General features: G+C 36.0%; 12 protein-coding genes. 2 read left to right on the forward strand and 10 right to left on the reverse strand.

Annotated elements, in window-relative coordinates:
• Positions 1 to 30: 30 nt before the first annotated feature.
• The 5 genes from ilvN to BHE19_RS16745 all read right to left on the reverse strand — a co-directional run bounded on the left by ilvN (position 31) and on the right by BHE19_RS16745 (position 6,806).
• Entirely contained in the window at positions 31 to 552 is a 522-nt protein-coding gene (ilvN, locus tag BHE19_RS16725) for an acetolactate synthase small subunit (RefSeq protein WP_026110090.1), read from the reverse strand.
• An 85-nt stretch (positions 553 to 637) separates the two neighbouring features.
• Positions 638 to 2,326 carry a biosynthetic-type acetolactate synthase large subunit gene (gene ilvB / locus BHE19_RS16730; RefSeq protein WP_017497477.1) on the reverse strand — a complete coding sequence of 563 codons (1,689 nt, stop codon included), beginning with the start codon at positions 2,324 to 2,326 and terminating at the stop codon, positions 638 to 640.
• Positions 2,327 to 2,484: 158 nt separating this feature from the next.
• Positions 2,485 to 4,158, reverse strand: coding sequence for a dihydroxy-acid dehydratase (ilvD, locus tag BHE19_RS16735; protein ID WP_070908071.1), 1,674 nt, complete (start codon positions 4,156 to 4,158; stop codon positions 2,485 to 2,487).
• A 269-nt stretch (positions 4,159 to 4,427) separates the two neighbouring features.
• Entirely contained in the window at positions 4,428 to 5,546 is a 1,119-nt protein-coding gene (leuB, locus tag BHE19_RS16740) for a 3-isopropylmalate dehydrogenase (RefSeq protein ID WP_070908072.1), read from the reverse strand.
• Between the two features lie 84 nt (positions 5,547 to 5,630).
• A complete protein-coding gene (locus BHE19_RS16745; RefSeq protein WP_017497480.1) occupies positions 5,631 to 6,806 on the reverse strand; it encodes a 2-isopropylmalate synthase in 1,176 nt (391 codons plus the stop codon).
• 155 nt (positions 6,807 to 6,961) lie between these two features.
• On the opposite strand from BHE19_RS16745, the gene BHE19_RS16750 reads away from it, so the two are divergent.
• Positions 6,962 to 8,506 (forward strand): hypothetical protein, encoded by a 1,545-nt coding sequence (locus BHE19_RS16750; protein WP_017497481.1) that lies wholly within the window; start codon positions 6,962 to 6,964, stop codon positions 8,504 to 8,506.
• A gap of 152 nt (positions 8,507 to 8,658) precedes the next feature.
• On the opposite strand, the gene BHE19_RS16755 is transcribed toward BHE19_RS16750, so the two are convergent.
• Complete coding sequence (locus BHE19_RS16755; RefSeq protein WP_070908073.1) at positions 8,659 to 10,314, reverse strand: M1 family metallopeptidase; 1,656 nt, start codon at positions 10,312 to 10,314, stop codon at positions 8,659 to 8,661.
• Between the two features lie 179 nt (positions 10,315 to 10,493).
• On the opposite strand from BHE19_RS16755, the gene BHE19_RS16760 reads away from it, so the two are divergent.
• Positions 10,494 to 11,192: a carbohydrate-binding family 9-like protein gene (locus BHE19_RS16760; RefSeq protein ID WP_070908074.1), complete on the forward strand. Its 699-nt coding sequence runs from the start codon at positions 10,494 to 10,496 to the stop codon at positions 11,190 to 11,192.
• 79 nt (positions 11,193 to 11,271) lie between these two features.
• On the opposite strand, the gene hisIE is transcribed toward BHE19_RS16760, so the two are convergent.
• The 4 genes from hisIE to hisA all read right to left on the reverse strand — a co-directional run bounded on the left by hisIE (position 11,272) and on the right by hisA (position 13,923).
• Entirely contained in the window at positions 11,272 to 11,874 is a 603-nt protein-coding gene (gene hisIE, locus BHE19_RS16765; RefSeq protein WP_317040066.1) for a bifunctional phosphoribosyl-AMP cyclohydrolase/phosphoribosyl-ATP diphosphatase HisIE, read from the reverse strand.
• 145 nt (positions 11,875 to 12,019) lie between these two features.
• On the reverse strand, positions 12,020 to 12,775 hold the full coding sequence (gene hisF, locus BHE19_RS16770; protein ID WP_070908076.1) for an imidazole glycerol phosphate synthase subunit HisF: 756 nt from the start codon (positions 12,773 to 12,775) through the stop codon (positions 12,020 to 12,022).
• 92 nt (positions 12,776 to 12,867) lie between these two features.
• Positions 12,868 to 13,173 (reverse strand): NIPSNAP family protein, encoded by a 306-nt coding sequence (locus BHE19_RS16775; protein ID WP_017497486.1) that lies wholly within the window; start codon positions 13,171 to 13,173, stop codon positions 12,868 to 12,870.
• Between the two features lie 6 nt (positions 13,174 to 13,179).
• Complete coding sequence (gene hisA, locus BHE19_RS16780; RefSeq protein WP_070908199.1) at positions 13,180 to 13,923, reverse strand: 1-(5-phosphoribosyl)-5-[(5-phosphoribosylamino)methylideneamino]imidazole-4-carboxamide isomerase; 744 nt, start codon at positions 13,921 to 13,923, stop codon at positions 13,180 to 13,182.
• Positions 13,924 to 13,993: the final 70 nt, after the last annotated feature.

The raw sequence follows: 13,993 nt of genomic DNA on the forward strand, positions 1-13,993 counted from the left end.
TTTAATAATTGGTTAATAGATGAAATAATCCTATTGAAATGCTTCTAACATTGTTGAAATTTCCATTTTTTCTTTTGAAACAGATATCCTTCCTGAGCGAACAAACTGCATAATGCCATAAGGTTTGAATTTGGCATACAAATCTTCGATTTCAGAACGTCTCCCCGATTTAGAAATCACAAAGAAATCGCGGGAAACTGTGACAATTGTTGACTGACTATCCTTGATGATGTTCTGAATTTGTTTTTCATCAAATAACAGGCTTGAAGCAATTTTAAATAGAGCGTTTTCCAGATAAATGGTTTCTTCATCGGTGTGATAAAATGCTTTTATAACTTCAATTTGTTTTTCGATTTGCCCAACAATATTTTTGACCCATTTCTCCGTTGTTTCCACAACAATAATAAATCTGGAAACACTTTCTATTTCTGATTCAGAAACGTTTAGGCTTAATATATTAATGTGACGCTTTAAGAATATTCCTGATATCCTGTTTAACAATCCTACATTATTTTCTGAGTATACCGATATGGTAAATGTTCTGTTTTCCATTGTTTTTAGTTTTTTTTGTTTCAAGTTTCAGGTTTCACGTTTTACAACTTGAAACTCAAAAAACTTGAAACATGAAACTTTAATTTTAGCTTAATCTAATTTCAGAAACACATGCTCCCGTTGGAATCATTGGGAATACGTTGTTTTCTTTTTCTACCATAACTTCTAAGAAATAAGAATCTTTTGAAGCCAGCATTTCGGCAACGGCTGCATCTAAATCTTCCCTTTGTGTTACTTTTTTAGATTTAATATAATATCCTTCAGCTATCGCTACAAAATTTGGATTGATCATTTTAGTAGAAGCATATCTGTTATCGAAAAATAGCTCCTGCCATTGGCGTACCATTCCCAAAAATTCATTGTTTAGAATGACAATCTTTACAGGCACCTTAGTCTGAAAAATGGTTCCCAATTCTTGTATGTTCATTTGAAAACCGCCATCACCAATTATAGCCACTACTTCACGATCCGGTTTTCCCATTTTGGCTCCGATGGCTGCGGGTAAAGCAAATCCCATTGTACCTAATCCACCTGAGGTAATGTTACTTTTGGTAGAATTGAATTTTGCATAACGGCAGGCAAACATTTGATGCTGCCCAACATCTGAGACGATAATAGCATCCCCTTTTGAGTGTTTGTTTATCATTTCTATGGTTTCACCCATTGAAATTCCTTTATTATTGGTTGGATTTAATTCTTCTTTTATAACGGAATCGTACTCGATTCTCTTTAGCTCTTTAAATTCGTTATGCCATAAATCATGTGATTTTGCTTCGATTAATGGTAATAAAGCGGTTAAGGCTTCTTTTACATCTCCAAGAACAGCTATTTCTGTTTTTACATTTTTATCGATTTCGGCAGGATCAATTTCGAAGTGAATTACTTTTGCCTGTTTGGCATAAGTATTCAGGTTTCCGGTAACACGGTCGTCAAAACGCATTCCGAAAGCAATTAAAACATCACATTCGTTGGTTAGCAAATTTGGGCCATAGTTCCCGTGCATTCCCAGCATTCCCACGTTTAAGGGATGGTCTGTTGGCAAGGCTGAAAGTCCTAAAATGGTCCAGGCGGCAGGAATTCCTGATTTTTCAAGTAAAGCTTTAAATTCGGCTTCCGCTTTTCCCAGAATAATACCCTGTCCAAAAACAATAAAAGGTTTTTTAGCGCTATTGATTAAAGCAGCAGCTTCGGCCACTTTATCTAATTTTAGTTTCGGAACCGGAGTATAACTTCTGATTCCGGTACATTTTTCATAACTAAAATCGAATTGGTCAAACTGAGCATTTTTTGTAATGTCAATCAATACGGGTCCCGGACGTCCGGAACGCGCTATGTAAAATGCTTTTGCAATAATTTCAGGGATTTCCGAAGCTTCAGTTACCTGATAATTCCATTTGGTTACCGGAGTCGAAATTCCGATGATATCCGTTTCCTGAAAAGCATCAGATCCTAACAAGTGCTTCCCTACCTGGCCTGTGATACAAACCATTGGGGTTGAGTCGATTTGGGCATCTGCAATTCCGGTAATTAAATTGGTTGCTCCCGGTCCTGAAGTTGCAATGGCTACCCCTACTTTTCCTGTAGCGCGGGCATATCCTTGTGCAGCATGTGTAGCACCTTGCTCGTGACGTACCAACACGTGATGTAACTGATCCTGAAATTTATATAATTCATCGTAAACCGGCATGATCGCTCCTCCCGGATAACCATAAAGTAAGTCTACTCCTTCTGCTAACAAACATCTTATAACGGCTTCTGCCCCTGATATTTTCATAGTATATTGTTTTTTCAATGTCAAAAATCAATTTCAAAATTCAATGGCAATGTTAAAATCAATTTCAAACTGATTCTTTATATTTCTACTTTTTATTGCAATTGAACTTTGCTATTTTATTGATATTGTCATTGTTTTTTGAAATTGTTATTGTAAAATTATTTATCGGTAACGCAACCTGTTGAAGCGCTTGAGACTGATCTGGCGTATTTCAGTAAAACTCCTCTGTTTACTTTTAAAGGAGGCTGAATCCAACTCTCTTTACGAGCGGCGAATTCTTCGTCAGATATTTTCAGGTTGATTGTATTTTTTACAGCATCAATAGCGATTAAATCACCATCTTTTACCAGTGCAATACCACCACCATCATAAGCCTCTGGTGTAATGTGTCCTACCACAAAGCCATGTGAACCTCCGGAAAACCTGCCGTCTGTAATAAGAGCACAACTGCTTCCTAATCCTGCTCCAATAATGGCTGATGTAGGTTTTAGCATCTCAGGCATTCCCGGACCACCTTTTGGTCCACAATACCTGATGACGACTACATTACCGGGTTTAATTTTTCCGGCTTCAAGACCTGGAATCACTTCAAACTCACCTTCAAAAACAACCGCAGGACCTTCAAAATACTCTCCTTCTTTTCCGCTGATTTTGGCAACAGCTCCTTCAGAAGCAAGATTTCCATATAAAACCTGAATGTTTCCGGTTGGTTTTAAAGCTTTTTGTATTTCATGAATTACTTGTTGTCCATCTTGTAAATCCGGAGTTGAAGCTAAGTTTTCTGCCACTGTTTTTCCGGTTACAGTTAAACAATCTCCATGAATTAGTCCTACTTTCAATAAGTATTTCATTACTGACGGAATACCTCCTGCTTCATGAATGTCTTCCATCATGTATTTACCGCTTGGTTTCATATCTGCAAGTATAGGAGTTCTGTCATTTATCGCTTGAAAATCATCAAGTGTAATTTCAATACCAACGGAATGTGCCATAGCGATCAAATGCATTACGGCATTGGTTGAACCTCCTAAAACGGCTACAATTGTAATGGCATTTTCAAAAGCTTTACGAGTCATAATGTCTCTAGGCTTAATATCTTTTTCCAATAATGTTCTAATGGCTTTACCAGCAGCAAGACATTCGTCTCTTTTCTCCTGACTTAAAGCGGGATTTGACGAACTGTATGGCAAACTCATTCCCAGGGCTTCAATTGCCGAAGACATGGTATTAGCCGTATACATTCCGCCACAGGCACCTGCTCCGGGACAAGCATTTTGAATAACTCCTTTAAAATCCTCCGGAGTAATTTCATTTTTCACTTTTTTTCCTAGGGCCTCAAAAGCTGAAACAATATTCAATGTTTCCCCTTTCCACTTTCCGGAATGGATAGATCCTCCGTATACCATCAAAGACGGACGGTTCAAACGTCCCATGGCGATCAGAGCACCAGGCATATTTTTATCACAACCAGGAATTGCAATGATGCTGTCGTACCACTGCGCACCCGCAACTGTTTCAATAGAATCGGCAATTACATCTCTGGAAACTAAGGAATAACGCATTCCTTCTGTACCGTTCGAAATTCCATCACTTACACCAATGGTATTAAAAATAAGTCCGACCAGATTTGCATCCCAAACACCTTTTTTAACGTCTTTTGCTAAATCATTCAGGTGCATGTTGCAAGTGTTACCATCGTACCCCATGCTCACAATACCTACCTGTGCTTTTTTCAAATCTTCTTCAGTTAAACCAATACCGTACAACATGGCTTGCGCTGCTGGTTGTGTTTGATCTTGAGTGATGGTTTTGCTGTACTTATTTAATTCCATTATTGTGTTATTTTTTTAATTTTAATTCAAAAAAAAACCTTCCAGTATTTGGAAGGTTTATAATATAGTTTTTCAATTATATTTATACCATTCCCCGTGCATATGTGATAATCACATTTACAATAATGACAGAAATAGTAATAATAATTGAGATTTGCATCTTTCTTTTTTTTAGTGAGACAAAAGTATGAAAACTTAAAGGACTAAAAAAATAAAATCTCAACATTTTACATACTTCTTGTTATTTATTCAATTTTTAACAAAAAATATTAAACAATTGTTGATTGTCCAATGTGAACGTTGTCATTATTAAAATAGAGTAAGTCGTCTTTACTGAAGATAAAATTGGATACAAAGTCCCCTACTTCGTTTGTGCCGAACTTTGAATCCGGTTTTAAATCAACGGTTACGACTTTAAATTCGATTGCTTTTTCGACTGCTTTATAGATCATAGCAGCTTCTTTAAATAGACCAAAATGTTCTAATAACATCGCCGCTGATAAAATGGAAGCAATCGGATTGGCGATGTTTTTTCCTTTCGCCTGAGGATAGGAACCGTGGATTGGCTCAAACAAAGCATTCTTTTCTCCTAAAGATGCTGAGGCTAATAAACCAATAGATCCCGTTATTACACTTGCTTCATCTGATAGAATATCTCCGAACAAATTTTCGGTCAAAATCACATCAAATTGTTTTGGATTTAAAATCAATTGCATCGCTGCGTTATCTACGAACAAAAAGTCTAAAGCAACATCAGGATAACTTTGGCCTACTTTCTGAACGACTTTTCTCCATAAACGGGAAGTTTCCAAAACGTTGGCTTTGTCTACCATCGTAAGTTTCTTGCGTCGGTTTTGTGCTGATTTAAAAGCCAAATGTGCAATTCTGGTGATTTCTTCTTCTGAATATTCACATAAATCTGAAGCGTGTGTACCTTCCTCATTTAAGGTTTTAGCTCCAAAGTATGCGCCTCCGGTTAATTCTCTGAAAATAGTAAAATCAGCACCATCGATAATTTCTCTTTTTAACGGAGAAGCATCAATGAGTGATTTATAAGGTTTTATCGGGCGAATGTTAGCGAACAATCCCAACTCCTTGCGCAGTTTCAATAATCCTTGCTCCGGACGCACTTTCGCTGATGGATTATTATCGTATTTAGGATCTCCAATGGCTCCAAACAATACAGCATCTGTATTTAAACAAAGGTTTAATGTCTGCTCCGGCAAAGGATTTCCTGTTTTATCAATGGCAATGGCTCCCATGAGCGCCTCTTCAAAAACAAATTCATGATTGTACACCTCACCAATAGCATGTAAAGCTTTCTTGGCTTGTAAAATTACCTCTGGTCCAATCCCGTCTCCTGGTAAAACTGCTATTTTCAAATTCATAACGTCTCGTTCTTTATGTATTTAAACCCTTTTTTCTTATTCTATTCTCTTTATTCTATTCTCTTAGATCTTTGCTCTATTGAACTAGTTTCTGATTAATTCTCCCTGAATTTTAGCCGCTTCGATAATTTGATGAATATCAGCATCAATTACTTCTTTTTTAATATCGGCGAATTTCAAAAATTCAACGTATACGATATCCAGTTGCACTTTAGTAAGTTCATAACCTACTTTTTTAGCGCGGTAAGCCAATGCAGCTCTTCCGCTTCTTGCTGTCAATATAATAGAGGACTCATTTACACCTACATCCAGCGGATCCATGATTTCATAAGTGGCTCTGTTTTTAATCACTCCATCCTGATGAATTCCGGAACTGTGTGCAAAAGCATTAGCTCCTACGATGGCTTTGTTTGGCTGCACAATCATTCCCATACTTTCAGAAACTAAACGGCTCATTTCGTTTAATTCTCTTGTATTGATATTGGTGTCCAGATTTAGGTAAGGATGTTGTTTGAAGATCATTACAACTTCTTCTAAAGCTGTATTTCCGGCTCTCTCCCCTATACCATTTATAGTACATTCAATTTGTCTTGCTCCGTTGATAGCTCCTGCAATGGAGTTTGCTGTAGCCATTCCTAAATCGTTATGACAGTGACAGGAAAGGGTTACGTTTTCAATACCTTTTACATTTTCTTTTAGGTATTTAATTTTTGCTCCGTATTCTTCAGGCAAACAATAGCCTGTTGTATCCGGAATATTCAATACTGTTGCTCCTGATTTTATTACTTCTTCGCAAACTTTCGCAAGGAAGGCATTATCGGTTCTTCCGGCATCTTCGGCATAGAATTCTACATCTTCTACGTAGGATTTGGCATGTGCTACAGCAAATTTTGCTCTTGCAATGATGTCTTCCGGAGTTGTGTTTAATTTATGGAGTATGTGAGATTGAGAGGTTCCGATTCCAGTATGGATTCTAGGTTTCTTAGCGTGCTTTAAGGCAGCTGCAGCAACATCAATGTCGTTTTTTACGGCTCTTGTCAGACCGCAAACAGTTGCATTTTCTACAATTTTACAAATCTCAGAAACCGATAAAAAATCGCCTGGACTTGACACTGGAAAACCTGCTTCGATAATGTCAACTCCCATTTTATCAAGTCGTTCTGCGATAACTAGTTTTTGTTTCGTATCTAACTTACATCCCGGGACCTGCTCTCCATCGCGCAAAGTGGTGTCAAAAATTTGAACTTTCTCTCTATTCATATTCGTTTATTTAATGTAATTTCACATCTTGATAACAAATATATATTGTACTTTGCCGGCACGAAATTCATTTTAATGAAATTATACTGTTCATAAAACATTTTAAAGCAGGTTAATTAACTAAAAATCAATAAGTTATATTATTATATTTTACAATGGCTAACCATCAAAAAGATTTCTTATTTGTATTAATAAAATCACTTTCTAAATCCGAAAAAAGGCAGTTTAAGATTTTTGCAAGTCGTTTAGAGACGAGTTCGAATACCAAATTCATCGAATTATTTAACATTTTGGATAAGTCTGAAACTTATGATGAAAAGCTGATTCTCAAGAGTGGTATTATTAAAAAGGTTCAGCTATCTAATTTAAAATCATACTTATACAAACAGATTTTAGTGAGTATTCGCTTGAATATTCCGAGTCAGAATATTCGTTATCAGTTGCGGGAACAAATCGATTTTGCGGTTATTTTATACAATAAAGGTTTGTACAAACAGAGTTTGAAGATTCTGGACAAAACAAAACAACTGGCGCTTGAGAATGATGAGAAATACATGGCGTATGAAATTGTAGAATTCGAAAAACTAATCGAATCACAATACATTACGCGAAGTATTCAGGGACGCGCTGACGAATTAGTGATTCAGGCCAAAGAACTGAATTATCGCAATACCATTTCAAGTAAATTATCGAATTTATCGCTGCAGTTGTACGGAATCATGCTAAAAACCGGCTATGTAAAAAGCGACGAAGAGTACAAATACATTGACGATTACTTCAATAAGCATATTTCAAAATTAGACGAAAGTAAGTTTGGTTTTAGGGAAAAGTATTGGTTTTACAATGCTAATCTTTGGCGTAGTTTTCTGGTTCAGGATTTCTTAGCGAGTTATAAATATGCCTACAAATGGGTGAGATTGTTTTATGATAATCCTAATATGATTTACCTGAACCCGGTCTTTTTCTTAAAGGGGAATCATTATTTTCTGGAATCGTTGTATATGTTGAAATACAAGTCGAATTTCAAAAAATACCTGACGCTTTTAGAAGAAACCATTGCCGATCCAAGGTTTCCGGTAAATGATAATATTGCATCGCTTTCTTTTCTGTACGTTTATAATAATAAGTTGAACCTTCACATACTGGAAGGAACTTTTGCTGAAAGTGAATATCTTATTCCGGAGATTCTGCAGAAAATAAAACTTCACAGCGAACATCTTGATGAGCATCACGAGATGTTGTTTTACTATAAAATTGCCTCTATTTATTTTGGTACTGAAAAGTACAATGAATCGATTAATTATTTGGATAAGATCATCAACAATAAAAATCTGTCGATGCGTGAAGATTTAATGTGCTTTGCAAGACTTTTGTCCTTGATTGCACATTACGAATTGGGTAAGGATTATTATTTGGAAAATCATTTGAAGAACACGTATAAGTTCCTCTTAAAAATGAATGATTTACATGAGGTTCAGAAAGAGATTATCAAGTTTATGAAAAACCTGAATAACTTCTACCCTGCCGATATTAAAAAGGAGTTTATCAAAATGAGAGCTCGCTTTATCGAACTGGAGAAGAATACTTATGAGAAAAGAGCCTTTTTATACCTTGATATTATTTCATGGCTGGAAAGTAAAATCGACAACAAAAAGATCGCCGATATTATTAAAGAAAAGGCGAAGTTGAATAGTCGATAATAACTTAGATGATTAGTCAATTTGATAATCATTTTATACTGACAAACTGGATAGGTTCTTAAAACTTATCCGCTTAATTTTAATTAGACACAAAAAATCCCAAATACCTTTAGATTGGAATTTGGGATTTTTTATTGAAATTTATCAATCTTTTATTCGACTATATTCGAAGTTGTTACATAGAAATCTTTATCTACTTCGACCTTTCTGTCTTCATTAGTAGTTTTTTCAGACTGCCATTCGGTTGTTGGTTTTAACCATGTTTCCACTCCGTTTAATTTTACTCTTACGGGCATATCAAATTTAGAAACGCAATTGGTCCAGTGGTAACCGAAAGTTCCGTTTTTAAACATGTACTCAAAAACCGGGATTTTTGTTGTGGTTAAATATTGAGCAAATACTCTATTAAAATTAATTCCGGATTGTGTGTTGATATAATCCTCGATTTGCTTGCTTGTCACAGTTTGGTGATAGAAAGTCTTATTTAAACCTCTTAAAATCGATTTCCATTTGGCATCATCATTTATAATCTGACGCATCATGTGCAGCATGTTGGCTCCTTTTGGATACATATCACCTGATCCCTCGTTGTTTACGTCATAATTACCAATGATAGGTTTGTCGTTCTGAATCCCTTTACGGCATCCAATTACGTACTCTGCAGCGGCATCTTTTCCGTAGTAGTACTCCAGGAAAAGACTTTCAGAGTAATTAGTAAAGCTCTCGTGAATCCACATATCCGCAATATCCTTGTACGTGATATTGTTGGCAAACCATTCGTGACCTGATTCATGGATAATGATAAAATCAAATTTTAATCCCCAGCCTGTTCCGCTTAAATCACGTCCTAAATAACCATTTTTATAGCCATTCCCGTAAGTCACGCTGCTTTGGTGTTCCATTCCCAGATAGGGTACTTCGACCAATTTGTAACTGTCTTCATAAAAAGGATAAGGTCCAAACCAGTTTTCAAAAGCTTTTAGCATTTTTGGTACATCTTTGAACTGTTCCTTTGCCAAAGCAAGATTGTCTCTTAAAACATAATAGTTACAATCTAAATCTCCTTTTTCGCCTTTGTATACTTCTGAGAAATTAACATAATCGCCGATATTGATGTTTACACCGTAGTTGTTAATGGGATTTGAAACATACCAGTTGAAGGTTTTTGTTCCATCCTTTTCCTTTTTAACGCTTTTTAATCTTCCGTTTGAAACCTCAGTAAGGTCACCGGGAACGTTTACGCTGATCAACATGTTTTCGACTTCATCATACATATGATCTTTGTTTGGCCACCATACACTTGCTCCCAATCCCTGACAGGATGAAGCGATAAAATCTTTACCATTTTTGTCCTTTTTCCAGCTGATTCCGCCGTCCCAAGGTGCCTTCACGGCTTCTCTTGGTTTTCCTGTAAAACTTACTATCACTTCTTTGATATCGCCTACTTTTTGCTTTTCAGTCAGCGTAATAAAAAAGGCATTTCCGTCTCTTTTAAACTGTAATTCTTTTCCATCTTGTGTTACTTTCGTAATTTGCATTGGTTCCTGCAAATCAATCTGCATCTTATCGTATGGGGTTAAAACAGTATAACGGATTGTATTTGAACCTGAAATTGTTCTCTCTTTTGGACTCACTTTTATATCAAGATGATAGTATTTTAAATCCCACCAGGCTCTTTCTTTTGTGATGCTTCCGCGTAAAGTGTCCTGATGTGTAAAAATAGTTTCTGACTTATTCAAAAGTCCTTGTGCATTGGCAGTAAAGCCAAATAGAAAGGCGATACAAACGCCACCGAAGTATTTTTTCATATGAAACAGATATTTTCTTTTAGTCGAAATTAAGAAGGCTTTTTGAGCCGTTTACACTTCAACAAATGTAAACATTCGAATCAAGTTTTGACTGATTTAATAGAGAGGATTCTAGAAATTAATGTTAAAATTCGTTTATTCTTCTGTATTTTAGCCAATCAAATCCATATATGTCATTTATGAGAATTCTTAAAATTGCTATCCTGCTCTGTTTGATGTGCTCGATCACAACTTATTCGCAAAATATTCTTATTCCAAGAACTATTCAAAAAGTTACTATTGATGGCAATTTATCAGATTGGAAGACTCCTTTTCTTGGACCATTTGTGGCTCATGATTCCGGAAAAAAGGCGACCCAGGATACGTATGTTTCTTTTGCATGGGATAATGATAACCTATATATCACCTATCGTTCGATTGATTCTAAAATTATGGGTAAGACACAGCAAAAAGACACTGAAATTTTTAATACTGATGATTTGGTTGAAATTTTTATTGATGCAGACGGTAATGGGGAAAACTATCTCGAAATTGGCGTGAACGCCTACTCTTCTTATTATGATTTACTGTTAAAGTGTATCTCACCAGCTTGTGGCGGATGGAACATGAATATAGCGTTTGATGTTTTGGGATTGGAAACACAAAGCAAAATAACAAACGAAGGATTCAATACCGAAATTAAAATTCCTTTCTCAAGTCTGAATACGATTAAAAACGGTAATTTTTCAACACCAAAAGTGGGAACTAAGTGGCGAGGAAATGCTTTTAGAATTGATTACGGTAATACCACTGAATATGTTGCTTTACAAGCTTATAAAAGTTCTAAATTTGGTTTTCATCAACCACAGGAGTTTGCCGTTTTTGAGTTTGTAGAGTAACTGTCGGCTAATTTGTTTCAGGTTTCAAGTTTCAGGTTACCTAACATAACTTGAAACCTGAAACCTGAAACTAAACTTTTTACTTCTGACGCTTTTTCAGAACATCAACAACATCATTAAGCTGATAGCCTTTGGCTTGCAACAAGATTAGGTAATGAAAAAGCAAATCAGCACTTTCGCTAAGAAATAAATCATCATTATCATCTTTCGCTTCGATAACTACTTCTACGGCCTCTTCACCCACTTTTTGAGCAATTTTATTAATTCCTTTTTCGAATAGAGAAGCCACGTAGCTTTTCTCAGAATCAGCATTTTCCCTGCGAGTTTTGATGGTGTTTTCTAAGGTAGAAATAAAACCGTAGTTTTCTTTGTTTTCTTCCTGCCAGCAGGTGTCTGCTCCTGTGTGACAGGTTGGCCCTACAGGGATTGCCTGGATTAAAAGTGTATCTCCATCGCAGTCATTTTTGATGCTTACCAGGTTTAAAAAGTTACCGCTCTCCTCGCCTTTTGTCCACAATCTTTGTTTGGATCGGCTGAAAAAGGTTACTTTTTGAGTTTCTATTGTTTTTTGAAGTGATTCTTCATTCATATATCCCAGCATCAGCACATTCTTGGTTTCTGCATCCTGAATGATTGCCGGAATTAATCCGTGTGCACTTTTTATATCTACGTTCATAGTTATTTTAGATTTTAGAGTTCAGATTCTAGATTGCTGAATTCTTTTTGTTTTTTAATTATATCCTGCTCTTTTTATTTTAGACTTTAGATTTTAGAGTGCCGGTATCTTTTTTCTTTCTTCTATTTTCTTTCTTCTATTTTTCTATGCTCTAAACCCTAACTTCAACACCATTATTTCTAAGCTCTTCCTTCAAAGTCTTAATCTCAATCTCTTTAAAGTGAAAAACACTTGCGGCTAAGGCTGCATCGGCTTTGCCTTTCTTAAATGAGTCTACAAAATGCTGAATATTTCCCGCACCACCCGAAGCAATTATCGGAATATTAACAAGTTCTGAAAGTTTAGCAAGTGCCTCATTCGCAAATCCGTTTTTAGTACCGTCATTGTCCATCGAAGTAAACAATATCTCTCCTGCTCCACGTGCTGCCACTTCAACTGCCCAATCGAATAAATTGAGTTCGGTTGGTACTTTTCCTCCTACCAAATGTACGATCCATTGCCCGTTAATTTGTTTGGCATCGATAGCGACGACCACGCACTGACTTCCGAATTTCTGAGCCAATTCATTAATTAACGGTGGATTCTTGACTGCCGAGGAATTGATCGAAACTTTATCTGCGCCGTTGTTCAATAAAATTTCAACATCTTCAACGCTTGAAATTCCACCTCCGACAGTAAATGGAATATTGATCTTCTCTGCGACATTTCGAACCATATTAACAAGCGTTTTACGGCGTTCTTCAGTGGCTGAAATATCCAGAAAAACCAGTTCATCGGCACCTTCTGCTGAATACAGTTCTGCCAACTCAACAGGATCCCCTGCATCGCGAAGATCAACGAAATTAACCCCTTTTACGGTTCTCCCATTTTTTATATCCAAACAGGGTATGACTCTTTTTGCTAACATTTCTTTAAAGTGTTAATTAGAAAATTAGTTAATTATTCTATGTCACGTAATAAATTATCTAACTATCAAATTTTCTCATTTTCTATTTTATACTATTCGAATACTGGGCGAAGAAAAGTTCTCTCGTAACTTAGTATACAGCGAGAATCTTCTGCAATTTTAAAAGTTTCAATACATTCCTGATCTTCCAAAATTAACCTTCTATAGTTTTCGTATTCAGCTAAACTGGGAAAAGAAAACATTGCAAACGCAATATTATTAGCTCCTTCAGAAGGCATGAAGTAACCATGATGCTGACCACCAAATCGGTTTACTAATTTAATCCATCTTTTTCCGTAATCTTCGAAAACAGCCAGCTGGAAAGGATCTATTGTGTATTTTAAATGACAAGTAACCATATGTTTTTATTTTCTAATTATAAAATTTTCTAATTGTTTTAAGCTAATGCGTCCTTCGTAGATAGCTTTCCCGATAATTGTTCCTTCACAACCAAGTTCGGCTAGTTTAGGCAATTCATCGAATGTTGAGATTCCACCTGATGCGATTAGCTTAATTTCGACTCCGCTCGATTTGGCATTGCAGTTTTTTAAAATTTTGCGATACAAATCAAAACTTGGGCCTTCTAACATTCCATCTTTTGCAATATCCGTACAAATAACGTATTGAATTCCTTTGTTTTGATACTCCTGAATGAACGGAATTAAATCTTCGTCTGAATTTTCTAACCAGCCTGAAACGGCAATTTTTTCGTCTTTGGCGTCAGCGCCTAGTATAATTTTCCCGGAACCATATTGAGTGATCCATTTTTGGAATATTTCTTTATTTTTCACAGCAATACTTCCGCCTGTAATTTGGTTTGCGCCACTTTCAAAGGCAATTCTTAAATCTTCATCTGATTTTAAACCGCCTCCAAAATCAATTTGCAAGCTCGTTTGTGTCGCAATTTGCTCTAAGATTTTGTAATTGACAATTTTGCTTGACTTCGCACCGTCTAAATCTACTAAATGCAGGTATTCGATTCCGTGAGCTTCAAATGATTTGGCAACTTCGATAGGATTTTCATTGTAAATTATTTTAGTGTCATAATCGCCTTTCGATAAGCGAACACATTTTCCGTCGATAATATCTATGGCGGGTATTATTCTCATTTTTTTTTTATTTAAAGATTTAAAAATTAAATAATTTAAAGAGTTTCTGGGGTTAACCATTCAATCTTTA

The organism is Flavobacterium tructae (genome assembly GCF_001853485.1).
Lineage (GTDB): Bacteria > Bacteroidota > Bacteroidia > Flavobacteriales > Flavobacteriaceae > Flavobacterium > Flavobacterium tructae.